14 protein-coding genes and 1 pseudogene are annotated in these 22,696 nt (G+C 65.2%); 7 read left to right on the top strand and 8 right to left on the bottom strand.

The genetic code is table 11. The features are described from left to right. The first annotated feature begins 47 nt into the window (after window positions 1-47). Entirely contained in the window at window positions 48-827 is a 780-nt protein-coding gene (locus ACVIGA_RS34920; protein WP_456669584.1) for an enoyl-CoA hydratase, read from the top strand. On the opposite strand, the gene ACVIGA_RS34915 is transcribed toward ACVIGA_RS34920, so the two are convergent. Then, window positions 824-2,686, bottom strand: a complete 1,863-nt coding sequence (locus ACVIGA_RS34915) for an acetyl-CoA hydrolase/transferase C-terminal domain-containing protein (protein ID WP_456669583.1) — start codon at window positions 2,684-2,686, stop codon at window positions 824-826. The two genes, ACVIGA_RS34920 and ACVIGA_RS34915, sit on opposite strands and share 4 nt — an antisense overlap. A gap of 243 nt (window positions 2,687-2,929) precedes the next feature. Here ACVIGA_RS34915 and ACVIGA_RS34910 point away from each other — a divergent pair, with 243 nt between their 5' ends. Together ACVIGA_RS34910 and ACVIGA_RS34905 are read left to right on the top strand one after the other, a co-directional pair. Continuing rightward, window positions 2,930-4,348: a TolC family outer membrane protein gene (locus ACVIGA_RS34910; protein WP_456669582.1), complete on the top strand. Its 1,419-nt coding sequence runs from the start codon at window positions 2,930-2,932 to the stop codon at window positions 4,346-4,348. A gap of 137 nt (window positions 4,349-4,485) precedes the next feature. Next, window positions 4,486-5,454 (top strand): amidohydrolase family protein, encoded by a 969-nt coding sequence (locus tag ACVIGA_RS34905; protein WP_456669581.1) that lies wholly within the window; start codon window positions 4,486-4,488, stop codon window positions 5,452-5,454. Here ACVIGA_RS34905 and ACVIGA_RS34900 read toward each other — a convergent pair. The 3 genes and pseudogenes from ACVIGA_RS34900 to ACVIGA_RS34890 all read right to left on the bottom strand — a co-directional run bounded on the left by ACVIGA_RS34900 (window position 5,447) and on the right by ACVIGA_RS34890 (window position 11,517). Next, window positions 5,447-8,581, bottom strand: a complete 3,135-nt coding sequence (locus ACVIGA_RS34900; protein WP_456669580.1) for an efflux RND transporter permease subunit — start codon at window positions 8,579-8,581, stop codon at window positions 5,447-5,449. The genes ACVIGA_RS34905 and ACVIGA_RS34900 overlap by 8 nt on opposite strands. 114 nt (window positions 8,582-8,695) lie before the next feature. Next, window positions 8,696-9,943 carry an efflux RND transporter periplasmic adaptor subunit gene (locus ACVIGA_RS34895; protein ID WP_375779919.1) on the bottom strand — a complete coding sequence of 416 codons (1,248 nt, stop codon included), beginning with the start codon at window positions 9,941-9,943 and terminating at the stop codon, window positions 8,696-8,698. Between the two features lie 151 nt (window positions 9,944-10,094). Then, window positions 10,095-11,517 (bottom strand): annotated as a pseudogene (locus ACVIGA_RS34890) (CoA transferase). Window positions 11,518-11,724: 207 nt separating this feature from the next. Here ACVIGA_RS34890 and ACVIGA_RS34885 point away from each other — a divergent pair. Beyond that, complete coding sequence (locus ACVIGA_RS34885) at window positions 11,725-12,012, top strand: hypothetical protein (RefSeq protein ID WP_050626238.1); 288 nt, start codon at window positions 11,725-11,727, stop codon at window positions 12,010-12,012. 617 nt (window positions 12,013-12,629) lie between these two features. On the opposite strand, the gene ACVIGA_RS34880 is transcribed toward ACVIGA_RS34885, so the two are convergent. Beyond that, window positions 12,630-12,800, bottom strand: coding sequence for a hypothetical protein (locus ACVIGA_RS34880; RefSeq protein ID WP_456669579.1), 171 nt, complete (start codon window positions 12,798-12,800; stop codon window positions 12,630-12,632). A 16-nt stretch (window positions 12,801-12,816) separates the two neighbouring features. On the opposite strand from ACVIGA_RS34880, the gene ACVIGA_RS34875 reads away from it, so the two are divergent. Beyond that, window positions 12,817-13,587, top strand: coding sequence for an SDR family NAD(P)-dependent oxidoreductase (locus ACVIGA_RS34875; RefSeq protein ID WP_456669578.1), 771 nt, complete (start codon window positions 12,817-12,819; stop codon window positions 13,585-13,587). A gap of 181 nt (window positions 13,588-13,768) precedes the next feature. Here the strand turns inward: ACVIGA_RS34875 and ACVIGA_RS34870 are convergent, their stop codons facing one another. From ACVIGA_RS34870 to ACVIGA_RS34860, 3 genes are all read right to left on the bottom strand, one after another. Further along, on the bottom strand, window positions 13,769-17,284 hold the full coding sequence (locus ACVIGA_RS34870) for an error-prone DNA polymerase (RefSeq protein ID WP_456669577.1): 3,516 nt from the start codon (window positions 17,282-17,284) through the stop codon (window positions 13,769-13,771). Between the two features lie 67 nt (window positions 17,285-17,351). Next, on the bottom strand, window positions 17,352-19,109 hold the full coding sequence (locus ACVIGA_RS34865) for a Y-family DNA polymerase (RefSeq protein ID WP_456669576.1): 1,758 nt from the start codon (window positions 19,107-19,109) through the stop codon (window positions 17,352-17,354). Then, the gene (locus tag ACVIGA_RS34860) at window positions 19,000-19,794 is read right to left on the bottom strand and encodes an ImuA family protein (protein WP_456669575.1); all 795 of its coding nucleotides are present in this window, start codon (window positions 19,792-19,794) and stop codon (window positions 19,000-19,002) included. The genes ACVIGA_RS34865 and ACVIGA_RS34860 overlap by 110 nt, the downstream gene beginning before the upstream one ends. A gap of 168 nt (window positions 19,795-19,962) precedes the next feature. Here ACVIGA_RS34860 and ACVIGA_RS34855 point away from each other — a divergent pair, with 168 nt between their 5' ends. Beyond that, a complete protein-coding gene (locus ACVIGA_RS34855) occupies window positions 19,963-21,198 on the top strand; it encodes a putative DNA modification/repair radical SAM protein (protein WP_456669574.1) in 1,236 nt (411 codons plus the stop codon). Then, window positions 21,198-22,631, top strand: coding sequence for a UdgX family uracil-DNA binding protein (locus tag ACVIGA_RS34850; protein ID WP_456669573.1), 1,434 nt, complete (start codon window positions 21,198-21,200; stop codon window positions 22,629-22,631). The genes ACVIGA_RS34855 and ACVIGA_RS34850 overlap by 1 nt, the downstream gene beginning before the upstream one ends. Window positions 22,632-22,696 lie beyond the last annotated feature (65 nt).

The raw sequence follows: 22,696 nt of genomic DNA, 5'->3' as shown, positions 1-22,696 counted from the left end.
CCGCCAGCGGGCACATTGCGCCGCAAATCAGGCACGGGGTTTGCGTCATGGCTACGTTCGAATTCATCATTGTCGAAAGCAAGGGACCGGTCGGCGTCATCACGCTGAACCGGCCCAAAATGCTGAATGCGCTGTCGTTCGGCGTGTTCCGCGAGATCGCCGCGGCGGTGGACGATCTCGAAGCCGACGACAAGATCGGCTGCATCCTGATCACCGGCAGCGAAAAGGCCTTCGCGGCCGGCGCCGACATCAAGGAGATGCAGCCGAAGGGCTTCATCGACATGTTCAACAGCGACTTCACCGCCATCGGCGGCGACCGTGTTGCCCGTTGCCGCAAGCCGACCATTGCGGCAGTCGCGGGCTATGCGCTCGGCGGCGGCTGCGAGCTTGCGATGATGTGCGACATCATCATCGCCGCCGACAACGCCAAGTTCGGCCAGCCCGAAATCACCCTCGGCACGATCCCGGGCATCGGCGGTACGCAGCGGCTGACTCGAGCGATCGGCAAGTCGAAGGCGATGGATCTCTGCCTCACCGGACGCATGATGGATGCGGCGGAAGCCGAACGCTCGGGCCTGGTGTCGCGGATCGTTCCGGCCGACAAGCTGCTGGAAGAAGCGCTCGCCGCGGCCGAGAAGATCGCCTCGATGTCGCGTCCGGCCACCGCGATGGCCAAGGAAGCCATCAACCGCGCGTTCGAGACGCCGCTCTCTGAAGGCATGAATGTCGAGCGCAACCTGTTTCACTCGACCTTCGCGCTCGAGGATCGCTCCGAGGGCATGGCGGCCTTCATCGAGAAGCGCAAGCCGGTCAACAAGAACCGCTAGTTCACGCGGCTCCGTTGCAACGCTGCGGTGACGAGCGCGCGATAGGCGCGCTCGGCGAAATGCGTCGGCTTGTCGAGACCGAGCCGCGCCAGGCATTCGCGATCGGCGGCGTCAGGCGGATGCCGCATCCCCTGCCACAGCAGGCCGGCGAGTTGCAGCGGGGTGCGCTGCGCCTGCTGCAATATCTGCAGGGCCGGAATCAGCCGTTGCTCGACGTCGGTGAAGTCACTGCCGAACGGGAATGACGGCAACAGCCCTGCGTCACGCGCGGGCTTCAGCGCAGTGCTGATGCGCTCGGGATAATTTTCGCGGTGAGCGGCCGGGATTTCATGGCCACGCGGTAGCTTGCCGGCATCCTTGGCCTGCCGCATCAACTCGCCCTGGAAGCGCGAGTCCGACACCTGCAACATCGCGGCGATCACGTCGGCATCGGATTTCCCCCTGACGTCGGCGACGCCGTATTCGGTGACGAAGATATCGCGCAGGTGGCGCGGAATGGTCTCGTGACCGTAGGACCAGCGGATGTTCGACTGCGTCTGCTTGCCGGACGGATGGGTCGCTTCAAGCGCCAGCACCGAGCGCGCGCCCTCGAGCGCGAATGCCTGCGCCACGAAATTGTACTGGCCGCCGACGCCGCTCACGACCTGGCCGTTCTCGAGCCCGTCGGAGATCGCAGCGCCGAGCAGCGTCGCCATCATCGCGTTGTTGACGAAACGCGCATCGACGCGGGCGCGGCGCTTGCCGTCCTCGTCGCCGAAGATCTCGTTGGTAAAGGATACCGGCATCATCTGGATTCGCGCCAGCTGCTCGCCCGTCATCTCGCGCAAGGCCCGATAGAAGGATTGCGGCCCCAGGAAGAATGCGCCGTGCAGGATCACGCCATCAACGTCGCGCTTGAGGATGCCGGCGTCGATCAGCCCGAGGAACGCCTCGAACAGCATCTCGCTGACGCCATAGAGGCCCTTCTCGAACGGCCCGGTCTCGGCCGCCGCGAGCTGTGTGTTACCGGGTGCAAGGCGCTGCATGATGCCGTGGAATTGGGCGTTGTCGCGGTGACGCACCACGAGCCCCTGCGCCAGCGCATCGCCGACCTGCCCGATCCCGATCTGTAGCGTGCCGCCGTCGCGGACCAGACCCGCGGCGTGCAATCCGATCGCATATTTGGTGTCGCTGATCGGCTCCGACGGCGGTGCGAACAGCGGGAAATCGGTGTCGGGACTGTCGAGCACCGCATCGAATTCGTCCGCCGGCAGATCGCCGGGCCCTGGCATGAACGGCAGTTCGGAATTGACCTGGCCGATCAGCATGAATGACGCCCGCCCCTGCGCGCGGGCGCGCAGCACGTCGAGCGTCGTGTCGGTGTTGCAGCTCAGACTGTAGCGCGGCACGCCGTCGACCACGCGCTTGGCGACGAGTTGGGGCACGACGTTCAGGCCGCGCGACAGCAGGTACGACGCCGCGTGGGTGTAATTGGCCGAGATGTAGTGCTGCTGGGCGAACGGCTGATGCAGCCACTGTCCTGCGAGGAAGAAGAACTCGATCACCTTGATGTTGGGTGGAAGCGCGCCGCGATGCAGCGCCTCCGCATAGGCGAGATCCGGATAACCGCCGAACAGGCGATCGATCACCGGGCCGATGAAGCGCTGTTCGAGCAGGCTCTTCGGTTTCGGTTTCTCCAAAGTCAGCGCCGAGAACAGCGTCAGATTGATCGAGCGGTCGGCGACCGCCCGCGCATACAGCGCGTTGACAATGTGGTTGGCCTTGCCGAGGCCGAGCGGCAGCCCCACCACAAGTTCGGTTCCGACGTCACGAACAATGTGCTCCGCGATCGCCTCGGGGTCAGAGAAGAATTTAGGCATCTGCGATCAACCCGGGCAAGGCAGTGGATGACCGGCCGCGCTGAATCGGCGGCCGGCGGTTCGAACTTATACTTCATATGACAATTGCGCTCGCCTGTGACGAACCGGCAACAGACAACAACCGAAATGATGTGCAGATGTTGCGCGGCGGTTTGCCTGTGGCGGCGGCGCCCCGTAAACAGGTAGATGTGTCGAACGGCATCGGCGAGAGCGGATTGCCGGGGTTTTGGTTTGCGGGATCACATGGTTGGGCGTGCCGCTGATATTGGCGACGTAGCGAGGCGCGTGCTTTTGTCGGGCATCGGCCTTGGTGCACTGGCCTGCGCGCTGCTGACGGACACCGCGGCCCGCGCCGAGAGCCTGCCCGAAGCCCTGGTCAAGGCGTATCAGACCAATCCGCAGCTCAATGCCGAACGGGCGCGCCAGCGCGCGACCGACGAGAACGTGCCGCAGGCGCTGGCTGGTTACCGCCCCCAGATCACCGCCGGCCTCTCGTTGGGCCTCCAGGCCGTGCGCGACCAGTTGCCCGGCAACGTCATTCAGAGTGCGACGCTGAAGCCCTGGCAGATCGGGGTCACCGTGACCCAGACCCTGTTCAACGGCTTCAAGACCGCCAACAGTGTCCGCGTCGCCGAATTGCAGGTGCAGTCCGGCCGCGAGGCACTGCGCAATGTCGGCCAGGGCGTGCTGCTCGACGCCGTCACGGCCTATACCAACGTGCTGGCCAACCAGACCCTGGTCGAGGCACAGCGCGCCAACGTCGCCTTCCTGAAGGAGACCCAGGCGATCACCCAGCGCCGGCTCAATGCCGGCGACGTCACGCCGACCGATACCGCGCAAGCCGAGGCCCGGCTCAACCGCGGCCTGTCCGATCTCAACGCCGCCGAGGTCAACTTCGCGATCAGCCAGGCGACCTATTCGCAGGTGGTCGGCAGCGCGCCGTCGCAATTGCGTCCGGCCGAGACCATCGACCGGCTGCTGCCGCGCAGCCGCGAGGATTCGATCGCGCTTGCGGTGCGCGAGCATCCGGCCGTGATGGCCGCGGGCTTCGACGTCGACGTCGCCTCGACCTCGATCCGCGTCGCCGAGAGCAGCCTGATGCCGAACGTCACCCTGCAAGGCAGCGTCAGCCGCAGCCGCGACAGCGACCCCACGCTGGGTACTTTCGGGACCGACCAGGCCTCGGTAATCGGCCAGGTCACGCAGCCGATCTATGACGGCGGCACCGCGGCCTCGCAGACCCGGCAGGCCAAGGAAGTGGCGGCGCAGAGCCGCCTCGTGCTGGACCAGGTCCGCAACCAGGCCAAGACCGCCGTGGTCAGCGCCTGGGTCGCCAATGAGGGCGCCAAGATCGCGGTGTCGGCCTCTGAGTCCGAGGTGAAGGCCGCGGAGGTTGCGCTCGCCGGCGTGCAGAAGGAAGCCGCCGGCGGCCAGCGCACCACGGTCGACGTGCTCAACGCCCAGCAGGATCTGATCACGGCGCGGGCCCGGCTGATCGGCGCGCAGCGCGACCGCGTGATCGCCTGCTATACGCTGCTCAGCGCGACCGGGCGTCTCGACGTCAAGACGCTCAATCTCAAGACGCCCGACTATCTGCCCGAGGTGCACTACCATCAAGTGCGCGACGCCTGGCACGGCCTGCGCACGCCGTCGGGACAATAGCCTTTGCGGAACCGTTCGCGCCGCGAACCGGCCCTTTCCGCCCGCTCTCTCCGCCGATAACCTCCCCCTCGCCGGCCATCAACAATGCCGGTGCGCGGAATGCGCGCATAACAGCCGAGCACGCAGGGAGACGTCCAATGCTGACGCGACGCGGTATGATGCTGGCTTCCATCGCAGCGGGAGTGACCATGACCGGCAGCAACGCATTTTCCAAGGCATCGCAACCATCCACCCCGGTGAGCTTCGACGTGCCTGCAGGTACCTGCGACTGCCACACCCACATCCATGGCGATCCCGCGAAATTCCCGTTCTTCGCCGGCCGCGTCTACACGCCGGAACCGGCCTCGCCGGAAGAGATGAGCGCGCTGCACAAGGCGCTGCATGTCGAGCGCGTGGTGATCGTGACGCCGAGCGTCTACGGCCCCGACAATTCGTCGACGCTGTTCGGCATGACGGCGCGCGGTCCCACGGCGCGCGGCGTTGCCGTGATCGACGACAAGACCAGCGAGAGCGATCTCGACGCCATGCAGAAGGCCGGCTTCCGCGGCATCCGCCTCAACCTCGCGACCGGCGGCGTCAACGATCCCAATGTCGGCCGGCAGCGCTTCTCGGCCGCGATCGAGCGGATGAAAGCGCGTGGCTGGCACGTCCAGCTGTTCACCAGCCTCGCCATGATCTCCGCGATCAAGGACCTGGTCGCTGCAGCGCCGGTGCCCGTGGTGTTCGACCATTTCGGCGGCGCCGAGGCCGCGCTCGGCACGGGCCAGCCGGGATTTGACGACCTGCTCGCGCTGGTCAAATCCGGCAAGGCGTATGTCAAGATTTCCGGCGCCTACCGCGCCTCCAAGCTCGCGCCCGACTATGCCGACGCCACGCCGCTGGCCCAGGCGCTGATCGCGGCCAATGCCGAGCGCATCGTCTGGGGCACCGACTGGCCGCACCCGGATTCGGTGACGCCCCAAGGCAAGAAGGTCACCGACGTGACGCCGCTGTACCAGATCGACGACGGCCGCCTCCTCAACCAGCTTCCGGTCTGGGCGCCGGATGCCGCGGTGCGCAAGACCATCCTGGTCGACAATCCGGCGCGGCTTTACGGCTTTACCTGACGCTATCCTTCGGCCGTCGCGAGAAGTAGGAGATCAGGACCGGCAGCGTGATCAGGATCACCAGCGGCGCCACCATCATGCCGGTGACGACGACGATGGCGAGCGGCTTCTGCACCTGCGAGCCGATGCCCTCCGACACCGCCGCCGGCAACAGGCCGATGCCGGCGACGACGCAGGTCATCAGCACCGGACGAAGCTGCAGCTCGCCGGTGCGGATCACCGCGCGCATCCGGTCATAGCCTTCGTCGATCAGCTGGTTGAACTGCGACAGGATGATGATGCCGTCCATCACCGCGATGCCGAACAGCGCGATGAAGCCGATCGCCGCCGACACGCTGAACGGAATGCCCGAGATCAGCAGCCCGAGCACGCCGCCGAAGATCGCCATCGGAATCACGCTCATCGCGAGCATGGTGTCGACCATCGAGCCGAAATTCAAGAACAGCAGCACCGCGATCAGCACGAGGCTGATCGGCACCACGACCGACAGCCGCTTGATCGCGTCCTGCAAATTGCCGAACTCGCCCACCCATTCGATACGCGAGCCGGGCGGCAACTGGACCTGCTCGTTGACCTTCTGCTGCGCTTCCAGGATCGCACTGCCGAGGTCGCGGTCACGCACCGAGAACTTGATCGGCAGATAGCGCTCCTGCTGCTCGCGATAGATGTAGGCCGCGCCGGAGATCAGTTTGATCGAAGCCACTTCAGAGAGCGGGATCTGCGTGACCCCGCCATTCGGATTCGTTGCCCCGATCCGCAGGTTCTGGATCGCCTCCGCGCTCTTGCGATATTCCGGCGCAAGACGGACGATGATCGGGAAGTGCCGGTCGCTGCCGGGTTCATAGAGATCGCCTGCGGTGTCGCCGCCGACGGCAACCTTGATCGTGGCGTTGATGTCGCCAGGCGACAGGCCGTAGCGCGCCGCCCGCGCCCGGTCGACGTCGATCTGGACGGTCGGCTGGCCGAGCGAGGTGAACACCGCGAGGTCGGTGACACCTTGCACTGTCGCCAACACCGATTTGATCTTGTTGGCGGTGTCGGTCAGCGCCTGCAAATCGTTCCCATAGAGCTTGATCGAGTTCTCGCCCTTCACGCCGGACACCGCCTCCGACACGTTGTCCTGCAGGTATTGCGAGAAGTTGAATTCGACGCCAGGGAACTTATCCTGCAACTGCGCGAGCAATTGCGCGGTGAGCACGTCCTTGTCATGCGTGCCCGGCCATTCGCCGGCCGGCTTCAGCGGCGCGAAGAATTCAGCATTGAAGAATCCGGCGGCGTCGGTGCCGTCGTCGGGACGGCCGTGCTGCGACACCACCGACACCACCTCGGGACGGCTGCTGATCAGCTTCCGCATCTCGTTGACATAGGCGTTGCCTTCCTGCAGCGAGATCGTCGGCGGCAGCGTGGCGCGGATCCACAGATTGCCCTCTTCCAGCTTGGGCAGGAATTCGAGGCCGAGGAACCGCACGCAGATGATCGTCGTGACAACGAGGCCGGCCGCACCGGCCATCACGATCTTGCGGTTGGCGATCGCCCAGTTCAGCGCCGGCAGGTAGATCGCATCGAGCTTCTTGACGATCCAGGTTTCGGTTTCGTGAATATGCGCGGGCAGGATGATCGCGCTCAGCGCCGGCGTGATCGTGAACGTCGCCAGCAATCCGCCCGCCAACGCATAGGCATAGGTTCGCGCCATCGGCCCGAAGATGTTGCCCTCGACGCCGCCCAGCGTGAACAGCGGCAGGAACGCGGCGACGATGATGGTCGCGGCGAAGAAGATCGAGCGCGATACGTCGGCCGCCGCCGACAGGATCGCATGGCTCTTCATGCCCATCACCGTGTCGTCGGAGATGTGCTCGCGCTCGGCTTCCGACAGTGCCGTGGTCTGCGACAACCTGCGGAAGATCGCCTCCACCATGATCACGGTGGCGTCGACGATCAGTCCGAAATCGATCGCGCCGACCGAGAGCAGATTGGCGGATTCGCCGCGCAGCACCAGGATGATCACGGCGAAGAACAGCGCGAACGGAATCGTCGCGCCGACGATCAGCGCGCTGCGCAGATCGCCGAGGAAGATCCACTGCAACAGCACGATCAGCAGGATGCCGACCACCATGTTGTGCAGCACGGTGTGGGTGGTGAGCTCGATCAGATCCTTGCGGTCGTAGATGCGCTCGATCTTGACGCCCGGCGGCAGGATCGAGGAATTGTTGATCTGGTTGACCAGTTGCTCGACGCGGGAAATGGTCGGCGAGCTCTGCTCGCCGCGGCGCATCAGCACGATGCCCTGCACGATGTCGTCGTCACTGTCGATGCCGGCGATGCCGAGCCGCGGCTTCTCGCCGATCGTCACAGTGCCGATGTCCCTGACCAGCACCGGATTGCCGCCTGATTGCGAGATCATGGTGTTGGCGAGATCGTCGATCGAGCGGATCAGACCGACGCCGCGCACCACCGCCGATTGCGAGCCGATGTTCACGGTGTTGCCGCCGACATTGATGTTGGCGTTGGAGACCGCCTGCAGCACCTGCGGCAACGTCAGGCCGTTGGCGACCAGCTTGTTGAAGTCGACCTGGATCTCGTAGGTCTTGGTCTTGCCGCCCCAGCCGGTGACGTCGATCACGCCGGGCACTGCGCGGAAGCGCCGTTGCAGCACCCAGTCCTGCAACGTCTTGAGGTCGAGCACGCTGTAGTTCGGCGGTCCCTTCAGCCGGTAGCGGAAGATTTCGCCGATCGGGCTCGTCGGAGAGATGCCGGGCTGTACGTTGCCTGGCAGCGGCGCGAGCTGCGACAGCCGATTGAGCACCTGCTGCAGCGCCTCGTCATAGGTGTAGTCGAAGGAGAACTGCAGCTTGACGTCGGACAAGCCGTACAGCGAGATGGTGCGGATGGTCTTGAGGTTCTTGATGCCGGCGACCTGGGTCTCGATCGGGATCGTGATATAGCGCTCGATCTCCTCGGCCGAGAGGCCCGGGCTCTGCGTCACGATGTCGACCATCGGCGGGGTCGGATCGGGATAGGCCTCGATGTTGAGCTGCTTGAACGCAAACAGGCCGCCGATGATGACGACGACGAACATGGCCACCATCAAGTAGCGGCGATTGACGGCAAGGGCGACGAGGCGATCCATTCAGATCGGCACTTTCAACGGAGAGGATTTTTCTTGGTGAGCATGGTCTCCGCGCAAACGCGTTCCGCGTTTGTCGCGAGGGAAAGCCGGTTCCCACTTTTCCGGATCATGCTGCTAGGTACCTGATGCGGCGCGGTCGATGAAGAGGCTTCCCTTCGTCACGATCTGCTCGCCCGGCTTGAGATTGCCGGCGACCTCGACGAGGTCGCCATTGATAAGGCCGGGCTTGATCTGGCGCAGCTCGATGGTCTTGTCGTCGGCCTTCGCGACCCAGACGCGAACCTGATCGCCCTCGTAGATCAGCGCCTGTTTCGGCACGCCGACCGCCGGGTGGTCGCCCTTCGAATACAGCGTCACATTGGCGAACATCTCGGGCTTCAGCCGATTGTCGGCGTTGTCGATGGTGGCGCGGACCAGGAGCCGGCGCGAGGTCGCATCGATCGCGGCGGCGACATAGTTGACGCGGGCGTTCAGCACCTTGCCCGGCAGCGCCATCACACTGAAGCTGAGGTCCTGCCCGACCGCGACATTGTCGGCGTCGGATTCGCGGACGAAGGCGATCAGCCAGACCGTCGAGAGATCGCCGATCACATAGACCGGATCGCTGGCACCGGTCGAGACATACTGGCCGGGGCCGGCCTTGCGCTGGACCACGGTGCCGCCGATCGGCGCGAACACCGTCGTCTCCGGATTGAGGCGGCCCTTCTGCTGCAAGGTCGTGATGGCTTCGTCGCCGAAGCCGAGGATGTGCAGCTTGTTCTGCGCGGCTTCCAGCAGCGTCTGCGCCGAGCGCGCATCGTTCTGCGCCTGCACCAGCGCGGCCTGCGCAGTCTGATAATCCTTCAGCGGGATCGCCTTGCCCTCGGACAGGTCCTTGGCGCGCTTCTCCTGGATCTGGGCCAGGTCGAGCGCCGACTGGGCCTTGTTGAGGCCGGTCATCGCGGCGACGTAATCGTTCTGCGCCTGCACGGTGTCGGCCGCTTCGATCACGAACAGCGGCTGCCCCTTCACCACCGTATCGCCCGGCCGCACCATGAGACGGGTCACCCGCCCGGTATAGGGCGAGTAGACCGGGGTGGAGCGGTCCTCGTCGATCCCGATCTTGCCCTCAGTCACCAGCTCGGAGCGGAAGGTGTGCTCGGCCACGGTCTGGAAGGTCAGGCTGGCCCACTCGGCCGGCGACGGCGCATAGCGCGTGCCGCCCTTGCGGGACTGGCTGGAGACTTCCGACGGTGTCTGCTTGTCCGAGCCGAACCGCGTATAGCCATAGGCGCCCGCGCAGGCGACCACCAGCACCGCCGTGGCCACGAGCAGGCGCGGACGGCTAAAGCTCTGCATTCGCTTGATAAACTCTTTCAGCATGCGGTCCGCGGGGTCGATCGTTGCAGCTTCCGGCGGGACAGCCCCAGCGGTGCGCTAATAGTGCCGATTTGGCGTTTCAAACAACCTAAAAATCGCACTTCGGCGCTGCGGGTCGTTAAAGTTCGGATAGCCTGAACGACAGCTGAATGTCTCATCCGGGAAACTCCGGGGCAGGAAACGCTGGAGCGGGAAACTCAGCAGGATGGCTGCCGAGCGGCATCGCCGGACGGGACCAATGGGCCGGGGTCTTCGACAGCACGGCGGCGTGCCGGACCGAACTCAGCGTGCCAAAACCAGACGGAAGCCGCTCGATGAAGGGCTGCACCGCATCCGCCATCAGGTCCTCGGTGGCAAGGCCCCCTTCGAGCCGGCCGAGATTCCACAGCCAACGCCCGGTCTGCGCCAGCGATACCCGGACATGCCAGCTGCCGCCCTCGCGCGCCTGGCGGGCCTTGGCCATCATGGCGCCAAACGCCATGAAATATCCGGTGGCGTGGTCGAGCATCTGGGCCGGCAATTCCTTCGGCCCGTCGACGCCGGCGGCCTGCCCTTCGGCATGATTGAAGCCTGTCGTGGTCTGCACCAGCGAGTCGAAGCCGCGGCGCTCTGCCCACGGACCGGCATGGCCATAGGCCGAGAGTGTCACATAGACGATCCCGGGATTGATGCGGGCCGCTTCCTCCGGCGAGAAGCCGAGCCGCGCAATCGCCTGCGGGCGATAACCCTGCGAGAGAATATCGGCCTGCGCGACGAGGCCGCGCATCACGGCCCGGCCCTGCTCGCTGCGCAGCTCGAGAAAGCTCGTCAGCTTGCCGCGGCCGGTGTCGATGTTGAGCCAGGGAATCGCCGGCAGATCGGGACCGGAGATCAGCAGCACATCGGCACCGTGCGCAGCGAGCGTGCGGCCGGCGACGGGACCCGCGATCACGCGAGACAAATCGAGCACCCGGATGCCGGCCAGCGGCCGCTCTCCCGCGGGCCACGGCTTTGGCGCGGCCTCGCCGATCTTCTCGATCGAGATCAGCGGCAGTCTTGCAAGTTCTCCTGCATGCGGCGTCGCTGACCACTCGTCATATGAGCGCATCAAGGCGACGACGCCACCGGCGGCATAGGCCGCGGTCTCGAACGCCTCGCCGTCCCATTGCAGCAGCGCGGGCCTGGACATCGTCGCGCTCGGCGTTGCAGCCGAGCACCTTGCAGACGGCGTCGCGGTGATGCGGGAAATTGGTGTGCAGGCGGACGAAGCGGTTGTCGCGGACACGGTAGACGCCGGCGATCTTGTCCCAGGCCGGTGGCGGCGGCTTGTCGTCAACCCGCAGATAACGCTCGCTGCGGCATTCGACGACGGCATGGCGCATGTCGACCGCGACGTCCTGCGGCTCGCCGCTGCGGGCTTTCCAGATCTCGGCCGCCGCAAGGCCCGCCGCGGCAATCGGCACCTGCGCCGCCGCTGCGACCCGAAACGACGACGGCAATTGCGGCTCGCTGCCGGTGAGGGCGACCGCATCGAGCGCGGACGGCGCGCCACCGGTGCCGGTCCAGACATCGGAAAGGATTTCACGGATGTCCTGCATGCGCATTCCTGTTTGCGATTATTCTATGCCCGAGCATGATGACAAAATGGCAATGCCCGGTCCCAACCCGTATTTGGCATCATCTTCCCGGAAAGCGGCTTCACGCTTTTCCGGACCATGCCTTATTTGGGCATGATCTTTTCGAAAAACGGTTTCACACTTTCCCGGACCATGCCTTAGCTCTGCCCGACCCGAACAGGAGTTGCAATGGCTGCCATTGATCCCCTCACCGCCGGCGGTGTCTTCCTCGCGACCGCGGCCACCGACGCGGTCTATGTCATGTTCACCTCGGCAGTCGTCGCGCGCAAGCGCGTGCCGGCCGCGACCTGGAGCAGCGTCTGGTACGTGCTCTCCTCCTATGCGGTGATCAGCTACACCGAGAACTGGCTCTATGTCGCCTTCGCAGCGGCCGGCTCGTGGGTCGGTGCCTATGCGTCGATCACCTTCCTGCACCGCCCGCCGGGCGGACCGCCGGTGGGCGCCGCGGTGGAATAGTATGCAGCTGCCGAAGAATTCATCCGCTTGCAAACACAAGACCAATCTGATGGCAGCCGGTTGTAAGCTTCGTGTAAGCATTCGCGCGTAAGTCGCGGATCAGCACTCTCGCGGCGTGATGCGCCCGAGGTTTGCTCCGTGTGTCGCCCTCTCTCGAACTGAGGGCGCGGGGAAAGCCGGGTGCCGATCGCACCCATGGGCCCCGTGCAAAAGGTAGAAAGCACGGGGGTAGGACCACAGGTGTAACCGGAGCAATCCGGCTTTCCCTGCGCGATGGCTTACGGCTTATTTCGTGCTCTCCCCGGCGAGACTGGGCTTGCTTGTCACCGCCTTCGCATAACGCTTGCGCGTTTTGCGAGAGGACACCTGCCGCTAGGGCGTCAGGACCACACGACTTCACCGTCCGCCTCAGGCCCACTCGTCAGTTGAGCCATCAGCGTCCACCGCATCTCGACCCGCGTTCGTGACGACCGCGAAGCGCCCCTCGTGACGGGTGAGACGGACGTATTGAACATCTGAGTTGGGTCCGGCGTCAAGTTAAATTCTGAAAAGCCGAACAAAATTCCGCGAGAGTTTCCGCCGGACCGAAGCCCCGCAGAAGCATCGCGTCATGCGCCCTACTTCAACGCGGCCCGGCCGGCGAGCGAGATCACATTGTCCTGCGAGCCCGAACCGCCGATGGCGCCGACGACCTTGCCGTATGCGCCGGGCTGCGATGAAAGTCGCGTGAGGACGGCAGGATATCGAGGTCGCGCAATGCCGCGATGGACGCTACAGTCCGCGCGCATCAGAAAGGACATCCGAATGGATCTGGGTTTGAAGGGACGAAACGCCATAGTGCTCGGCGGCACGCGCGGCATCGGGCGGGCCATTGCGGCGACGCTGGCGGGTGAAGGCGTCGGCGTCGCGGTCTGTGCGCGCAATGCCGAGCAGGTTGCGTCCAGCGTTGCCGAGCTGAAGGTTGCCGGCGTGCGCGTCACCGGCGCGGCCGTCGATATCACCGACAGCGCGGCGCTGAAATCGTGGATCACCGGCGCCGCAGCCGAATTGGGCAGCATCGACATGATGTTCTCCAATGCAGGCGCGATGGCGCAGGGCGGCGATCCGGAGTCGTGGGAGCAGAATTTCCGGCTCGACGTGCTCGGCGCGGTGAACGCGTTCGAGGCGGCGCGCCCGTTCCTCGAAGCGAGCGGCGAGACAACCGGCGATGCGGCCTTCATCATCATCTCGTCGATCTCGGCAGCGCAGGCGGATCGCGCCGGCTCCTACGGCCCGATCAAGGCGGCGCTGGTGCACATGGCGAAGGGAATGGCGCGGCAATACGCGGCGAAGAAAATCCGCGTCAACGTGGTGTCGCCGGGCACCGTGTATTTCAAGGGCGGCGTCTGGAACATGGTCGAGCAGAACACGCCGAAGATTTATCAGGACGCGCTGGCCCGCAACCCGACCGGCCGCATGGCGACGCCGCAGGAGATCGCCAACGCCGCGGTGTTTCTGGCGAGTCCGGCCTCCTCGTTCACGACAGGCTCGAACCTCGTCGTCGACGGCGCGATCTCGAACCGGGTGAATTTTTAAGAGGCCCAACTTCACCGTCGTCCTGGCGAAAGCCAGGACCCATTACCCCAACTGTCGTTGTTGGGCGACTCTGGGGCCACAATCCCTGCAACAACAAAGTTCGGTGGTTATGGGTCCTGGCTTTCGCCAGGACGACGTTGGGGAGATAGCCGGCTCAACAGCCACCGTCATCGCGCGATGACTAATGAAAATCGCGTGACGGCGGCAGGATACGGACGTTGCGGGGGTGGCGGATCCTTTGCGGCGAGTTGTCGCCGTGATCGCGGCGGTCGTCGTTGAGCGGCTCGATCAGTGCCGGGCCCGGCGGCACCGGATGCTTGGGGCTGAGGGATTCGTTGGCGAGGCCGATCAGATCGTGGGAGCGGTCGGTCATGCGCTGCGCCACCAGATGCGTCACGCCCTCGGGGCTGCTCTGGATATAGCCCTCGACCAGGATCAGGCGCGCACCCATCACTTCCTTGCGGTACTGCTCCATCACCTTCGGCCACACCACGATGTTGGCGATGCCGGTCTCGTCCTCCAGCGTCATGAACACGACGCCCTTGGCGCTGCCCGGCCGCTGCCGCACCAGCACGACGCCGGCGCAGCTGACGCGGCGGCTATCATTGCTGCGGTTGATGGTGTGGCAGGCGACGACGCGCTCTCTGGTGAACATCCCGCGCAAGAATTCCATCGGATGGCCCTTCAGCGACAGGCGGATGGTCTGATAGTCGGCGACCACCTGCTCGGGACGAGGCATCTCCGGCAGCGGTTTTGCGCCCTCATCCGGCTGCTCGCGCGCGGTGGCGGCCTCGAACAGCGGCAGCGGCACGTCGTCAGGCAGCCGCCGCACCGCCCACAACGCCTCGCGGCGGTCGAGCCCGAGCGAGCGGAACGCATCGGCGTCGGCGAGCAGGATCAGCGCGCGCTTCGGCAGGCCGGTGTCGCGGGCAAAGTCCTCGAGCGAGGTGAAGGGCCGGCGGTTGCGCGCCGCGACGATGCGGTCGGCCCAGTCTTTCTCTTGCTTCGCCTCTCCCGCTTGCGGGGGAGGCCGGATCGCATCGGAAGATGCGATCCGGGTGGGGGCTCCCTCCTCAGTGGGACTCGTGGAGAGACCCCCACCCCAACCCTCCCCCGCAAGCGGGAGAGGGAGCACAGGCGCGCCCACGATGTGCAATTGTGCATCGGAGAATGACGACTGGAGAGCTTTCAACCGCTCCTCGTCCTCATCCAGCCAGTGAAAGCCGTCGATCTGGCGGAAGCCGAGCCGCACCGCGCAATGATCGCCGACCTTCTCCTCCAGCGTGTTCTGCGCAAAGCTGAAGGAAACATCGACTTCGCGCACCGTGACGCCGTTGTTGCGGGCGTCGCTGACGATCTGCGCCGGGGCATAGAAGCCCATCGGCTGCGAGTTGAGCAGGCCACAACAGAACGCATCGGGATGATGGTGCTTCAGCCATGAGGAGATGTAGACGAGTTGGGCAAAGCTCGCGGCATGGCTTTCCGGGAAGCCATAACTGCCAAAACCCTTGATCTGGTCGAAGCAGCTGCGGGCGAAATCCGGATCGTAGCCGCGCGCCACCATGTTGCCGACCAGCTTCTCTTCATAGCTGCCGATGGTGCCGACGTTGCGGAAGGTCGCCATCGAACGGCGCAGGCCGTTCGCTTCTTCCGAGGTGAACTTTGCCGCCTCGATCGCGATCCGCATCGCCTGTTCCTGGAACAGCGGCACGCCAAGCGTCTTGTGCAGCACGTTGTGGAGTTCATCCGGCGGGCCGTGCTCGGGCGACGGCGACGGATAGCTTTCCTTCTCCTGTTTGTTCCGCCGCCTCAGATAAGGGTGCACCATGTCGCCCTGGATCGGGCCGGGACGCACGATCGCAACCTCGATGACGAGATCGTAGAAGGTGCGTGGCTTCAGCCGCGGCAGCATGTTCATCTGGGCGCGGCTCTCGACCTGGAACACGCCGAGCGACTCGCCACGGCACAGCATGTCGTAGACTTCCTTTTCGTCCTGCGGGACCGAGGCGAGCTCCCAGCGCTTGCCCTTGTGATCATCGATCAGGTCAAAACATTTGCGGATGCAGGTCAGCATGCCCAGCGCCAGCACGTCGACCTTCATCATATGAAGCGCGTCGACATCGTCCTTGTCCCATTCGATGAAGGTGCGGTCGTCCATCGCGGCGTTGCCGATCGGCACATAGGTGTCGAGCCGGTCCTGGGTCAGCACATAGCCGCCGACATGCTGCGAGAGATGGCGCGGAAACTCGATCAGCTCGGTGGCGAGCTCGACCGCGAGGTTGATCATCGCGTTCTTCGGGTCGAGCCCGGCCTGCCGTACCTGCATGTCGTTGAGGCCCTTGCCCCAGCTGCCCCACACGGTGTCGGCGAGCGCCGCGGTGACGTCCTCGGTCAACCCGAGCGCCTTGCCGACGTCGCGGATCGCGCTGCGCGGGCGATAATGGATGATGGTGGCGATGATCGCGGCGCGGTGGCGGCCGTAGCGGCGATAGACATATTGCATCACCTCCTCGCGCCGCGAATGCTCGAAATCGACGTCGATGTCGGGCGGCTCCAGCCGCTCCTTGGAGATGAAGCGCTCGAACAGCAGATCGACCTTGGTCGGATCGACCGACGTAACGCCGAGCACGTAACAGACCGCCGAATTCGCGGCCGAGCCCCGCCCCTGGCACAGGATGTTCTGGCTGCGCGCATAGTGCACGATGTCATGCACGGTGAGGAAGTAATGCGCGTATTTCAGCTCGGCGATCAGCGCGAGCTCCTTGTTCAGGGTGGCGCGAAGTTTTCCGTCGATCTCGCCGCCGAAATATTTGTCGACGCCGGCCCAGGTCAAATCCTCCAGATGCTGCTGCGCGGTCTTGCCCGGCGGCACCGGCTCGTCGGGATACTGGTATTTGAGCTGGTCGAGCGAGAACGAGATGCGCTCCGCAAAGCGCATGGTCTCCGCGATCGCGTCCGGCAGATCGCGAAACAGCCTGATCATCTCATGCGCCGGCTTGAGATGCCGCTCGGCATTGGCCTCGAGCCTGCGGCCGACAGCCTCAATCGTGGTCTTTTCGCGGATACAGGTCAGCACGTCCTGCAGCGGACGGCGCGCGGGATGGTGATAGAGCACCTCGTTGGTGGCGAGCAGCGGCACGCCCGCATCCGCGGCGAGGCCATGCAACCGCGCGAGACGGCGCTTGTCGTCGCCGCGATAGAGCAGGCTTGCGGCGAGCCAGACGCCGTCGGCGGCGCTCACTTTCAGTTGCGCGAGCACGTCGAGCGCATCGACCGCCTCGAACCGATGCGGCAGCGCCAGCACCAGCAGCTGGCCCTCGGCGAAGTCGACGAGGTCGGACAGAGTGAGCCGGCAGTCGCCCTTCTCGATGCGCTCGATGCCGCCGCCGCGCTTGCCGCGGGTGAGCAATTGGCACAGCCGGCCGTAGGCGGCGCGGTCGCGCGGATAGACCAGGATGTCGGGCGTGCCGTCGATGAAGACGATGCGGGCGCCGATCAGAAGTTTTGGCGGATGGGCGACCTTGTCGCTGTCGAGCTCCTTCCAGGCGCGCACCACGCCGGCCAGCGTGTTGTGATCGGCAAGCCCGATCACGGGGATCTTCAGTTCGCTCGCCTGATGCACATAGGCGCGCGGATCGGAGCCGCCGCGCAGGAAGGAGAAATTGCTGGTGATGCCGATCTCGGCATAATCGGGCATCAGATTCTCGTTTTGACGCGTTTTCTTCACGCGAACCGGCCTCCACTTCGCTTGAAAACGCTCTGTTTCATGCGAACAGCCCGTGCACATACCAGTTGGCCGGAACCGGCTTGCATTCCTCGTTCCGCAGCTCGCTTTCGTAGAGGCCGTCGCGAAAGATCCAGAAGCGCTGGCCCTCGGCGTCCTCGACGCGGAAGTAATCGCGCGTCAGCGCCGCGCCGTCCTGCTTCCACCATTCCATCGCGATGCGCTCGGGGCCCTCGACCCGCACCACCGCATGCAAGGCGCGCCGCCAGGTGAACTGGTGCGGCGGACCGTCGGGCACACTCGCGAACGGCACCTTGATCGGCTCGGGCCGCTCGAACAGCCGCAAGGGTCGCAGCGGCGGCTCGCCGGCGACGCGCTCCGGCCAGGCGGCCGCGCTCGCCGCGGCCAGATGATGCTGCGCCGGCAGCGCGAGCGCTGATCGTTCGGGGATATGGCTCTCGAGCGGCAGATGCACGACGACACGTTTGCCCCCGATGCGGGCGGCGACGCGGTCGATCAGCGCCGAGATCTCGTCATTGTCGTGCACTGTGGTATCGAGATCGCGCTGCTGCTGCACCACGATCTCGGTACGCCCGGCGGCGAGGCGGATGAGATCGAAGCCGAAGCCGGGATCAAGGGGATCGTTGAGCGCATCGAGCCGCTCGCGGAACAGGCGGTCGATCATCTCCGGCCGCGTCACCGGACGCCCGGTTTCGACCATGATCGCGCGCACAGCGCCATCGGTGCGGAAGAAGCTCGCTTCCAGCTGCCGCGCGCCCTTGCCCTGCTTCTCCATCGCCGCAACCAGCGTCTTGGCGAGGCTTGAGAGCGTCAGAGCGATCACGGTGTCGGTCGCGATGGGCTCGGGGAAACGCTTCTCGACGATGTAATCGGGCAGCGGCTTGCGCGGGCTGATCGGGGCATCGCCCCGCCCGAGCGCGTGGCCGAGCAGAGTGGTGAAATCGGCGCCGAACCGCGCCGAGATCTCATGCGGCGCGCGCGAGGCGACATCGCCGATGGTCTTCAGGCCGGCGCGGCGCAGACCGGTGGTCACGGCAGGATCGGCGCCGAGCGCCGACACCGGCAGCGGGCCGACCGCCTCCGCCTCCGCGCCATCGGCGATGACCTGCCCCGAGGCGGTGCGCGTCAGCGTGCGCGCGGCGATCGAGGTGCCGGCAATCGCCGCACTGACGGCAAAGCCGCGCCGGCTCAGCGCATTGATGACGATCTGCAGCAGCGCGCGCTCGCCGCCGAACAGATGCGCGCAGCCGGTGATGTCGAGGAACAGCCCGTAAGGCGGATCGAGCGCGACCAGCGGCGTGAAGCGGTCGCACCAGTCGGCGATGTCGTTCAGCGTCTTCAGATCGGCGGCGGGGTCGGCGTCGTAGACCGTAAGCTCCGGACAGATCGCCCGGGCATTGGCGAGCGGCAGCCCGATCGACAGCCCGGCGCGCACCGCCGCCTCATCGATGGCGTGCAGCATGATCGCGTTGTGGTCTTTTGCGACCACGACGCTGGGAAGAAGGTTGCTTACCTCATTCGTAAGGGACGCATGAGCGGACGGGTTCCCTCCCCCCTTGTGGGGGAGGGTTAGGGAGGGGGGTGAGCCCCACGGGCGGTGCTCGTGGCTACCCCCCTCTCCAACTCTCCCCCACAAGGGGGGAGAGAGCCCTACTACCTCCCGTGTCTCAGCTTGCGAGGCGATGTCCTGCGCGAGCTTGCGCTTGATGCGGTCGATGGGCAGGCGTGGCAGCCACAGGCTGAGGATACGCCGACGGTTCACTGAATTGGCACTCATCACATTTCCATTCCATGATCCATCGCCCGACCGGGCCATGACGATTGCGCACCAGTTCGGCCTCGAAGCGCGGCGCGCCCCAGGCGCTTGCGGCATTGCCGGGCGGCGAATGCGCCGCGCGCACGATCCAGCGCGTCTCCGCTGTCGAGGGGATCGGGGTGGCGGCGATCCGCAGCAGCAGCGCGGTGACGCCGGAGGCTTGCGCGGCCAAGGTCAATTTGCGGCTGGCGACGAGATCGAGCTGGCGCGCATCGCCCCAGACCTCGAGCACGACGGCGCCGAGCGCATCGCAGGCGAGCGCGTCGGCCGCGGTGCGCAGCCCGCTGTCGACATCGGCGGCACGCACGGTGACCAAGAGGCGCGGATCGAGGCCGAGCTCGGCCAGCCCGCGCATCGACAGCGCGCCGTTCTCGCGATCGGAAAAATCCTGCCGCACCCAGACCAGCGGCTTGCGCGCTGATATCAGTCCGGCGAGCCCGGCGATGAAGCCGGTCGCCGCGCCGCCTTGATGGCCGGCCGCGAACACCTCGTGCAGCGCAGCCGGCGCAAGCCCGCCTCGCAGCATCGCGTCTGCGCTCGTGTGTCCGAGTGCGATGCGGTTCGGCATCGCCGCCTCCGATGGCGCCTCGATGCGCGCGATGCTGCCGCGCAGAGACGCAAGCGTACCCGTGCGTGCGCCGTTCATTGCGCCGCTCCTTCCACCTGAAAATTTGAGACCGTCACTGACCAGAACAGAGAACCAAGGACTGGCTCAATTGTTCATGGTATGTTCTAATATAAAGCTAACAGGCCCTGATGAGTCAATCGGGTTGGAAATTTTTCTGATTCATCAGCAGAATCAAAGGGATTCATGATGGACGTACAACGCAAGCTAGAGATCCTGGCGGATGCTGCGAAATACGACGCCTCCTGCGCGTCCTCGGGCACCGAGCAGCGCGATTCCAGCGACGGTAAGGGCCTCGGCTCGACCGCGCCCGGCATGGGCATTTGCCATTCCTACGCACCCGACGGACGCTGTATCTCACTGCTGAAGGTGCTGCTGACCAACGCCTGCAATTTCGACTGTCTGTATTGCGTCAACCGCGCCTCCTCCAACGTGGCACGCGCCCGCTTCACCATCGATGAGGTGGTGAAGCTGACGCTCGACTTCTACCGACGCAATTACATCGAGGGACTGTTCCTCTCCTCCGGCATCATCCGCAGCGCCGACTATACCATGGAGCAAGTGGTGTCCGTCGCGCGCAAGCTGCGCGAAGAGCACCGCTTCCGCGGCTACATTCATCTGAAGACCATTCCCGAGGCCGACGACGCACTGATCGCGGAGGCCGGCAAATATGCCGACCGCCTCTCCATCAACATCGAGATGCCGGAGGAGACCAGCCTCGCAAAACTTGCGCCGGAGAAGGACGTGCGTGCCATCCGCCGCACCATGGGACGGTTGCGGCTGAAGCTTGACGAAGCCGCGGAAAAGCCTGCGACGAAAGCGAAGCCGCCGCGCTTTGCACCGGCCGGCCAGAGCACGCAAATGATCGTCGGCGCCGACAGCGCAAGCGACCAGACCATCCTCAAGACCAGCGCCAATCTCTACGGCGCCTACAGGCTCAAGCGCGTCTACTATTCGGCGTTCAGCCCGATCCCCGATGCCAGCCGCGCCTTGCCGCTGATCGCCCCGCCGCTCGTACGCGAGCACCGCCTCTATCAGGCCGACTGGCTGATGCGGTTCTACGGGTTCGGCGTCGGCGAAATCGTCGATGATACGGCGGGCGGCATGCTGCCGCTCGACATCGACCCAAAGCTCGCCTGGGCGCTGCGCCACCGCGAGCGCTTTCCGCTCGACGTTGCCAGCGCCAGTCGCGAGGAATTGCTGCGCGTCCCCGGCTTCGGCCGCAAGGCGGTCGACCGCATCATCGCAACACGGCGTGTCACCTCGATCCGTGTTGCCGATCTGGCGCGGCTTCACATCCCCCGGAACAAGGCACTGCCATTCATCGTTCTCAGTGACCATCGCCCGTCGGCACGTTTGCTCGACGCCGCCGGATTGGTGGAGCGGTTTCGTCCGCCAGCAAAGCAATTGGGATTTGGGTTTTGATGCACACCGTCACCCTCGATAGCGAAACCGACTTTGATGGCTGGCGACACGACGCACGGCGGCTGGCGCTGAACGAGGTGAAGCCGCAGGACGTGACCTGGACCGTACGCGGCGGCGCGCCGGACTTATTTGCGGCCGAGACAAATGACCTGCCCGAAACGGGAAAAGGCACCTTCAACGTGCCGGCCAAATTCGTCGAGCTGGCGAAAGCGGCGATCCTGCATCGCGCCCCCGAACGCTTCGCCCTGCTCTACCGCCTGTTGTGGCGCCTGCGCAGCCATCACGATTTGCTCAACGCTGCCACCGATCCCGACGTCGCCGAGGTCAGCGCGATGGCGCGCGCGGTACATCGCGACGAGCACAAGATGCACGCCTTCGTCCGATTCCGCGAGGTTGGCCGCGTGAATACGCATTTCGTGGCTTGGTTCGAGCCGGAGCATCACATCGTCGAGCTTGCCGCGCCGTTCTTTGCCAAGCGCTTTGCCGACATGCCCTGGTCGATCCTCACGCCCGACCTCTGCGCGCACTGGAACGGTCACGCGATCTCGATCACGCCGGGCGTAGCCAACTCGGACGCGCCGAGCGAGGACCGGCTCGAAGAAACCTGGCGAAGCTACTACACAGCGATCTTCAATCCGGCACGGCTGAAGGTGAAGGCGATGCAGACCGAAATGCCGCAGAAATATTGGAGGAACCTGCCCGAAGCCTCATTGATTAAACCATTGATCGCGAGCGCGGAGCGCACCGCCAACGCCATGATCAGGAACGAGGCGGCCGAACCGCACAAGCCGCAGAAACGGCAGGGTGAACTGATGGCCCGCAAACAAGCGCACGACGCGATCGCGGCCTTGCGCGAAGAGGCCGCCGGTTGCCGCGCCTGCCCGCTATGGAAGGACGCAACCCAGACCGTGTTCGGCGAAGGACCGCAAGGCGCGACAGTGATGCTGGTCGGCGAGCAGCCCGGCGACAAGGAAGATCTCGCAGGCCATCCCTTTGTCGGACCGGCCGGGCAGATGCTCGATCGCGCGCTTGAGGACGCCGGCATCGCGCGCGCCAAGGTCTACATCACCAACGCGGTGAAGCACTTCAAATTCGTGCCGCGCGGCAAGATCCGGCTGCACCAGAAGCCGGGCACGCCGGAGATCCGCGCCTGCCGTCAGTGGTACGCGCGCGAGCTCGCCGCCATCAGGCCGGAACTCGTGGTGGCGCTCGGCGCCACCGCAGCGCAGAGCGTGCTCGGCAAGATCACCCCGATCAACAAGAACCGCGGCCGCCTGCTCGATCACGACGGAACCAAGGTGCTCGTCACCGTGCACCCGTCCTACTTGTTGCGGCTGCCCGACGAGAAAGCCAAAGCGCTGGAATATCAGCGCTTTATCGACGACCTGAAAATTGCCGCAGATCAGTTGCGCAATGCGGCCCGCGCGGCCTGAGTTGCGCCGAACCGGCGGAACCGGGAGCTACACTTCAACGTGAAATTGTTTCTGGACGCGGACAA

This window comes from Bradyrhizobium sp. USDA 3240 (assembly GCF_054063295.1).
Note: the sequence above shows the minus strand (reverse complement) of the source record. Positions and strands in the feature narration are given on the sequence as shown.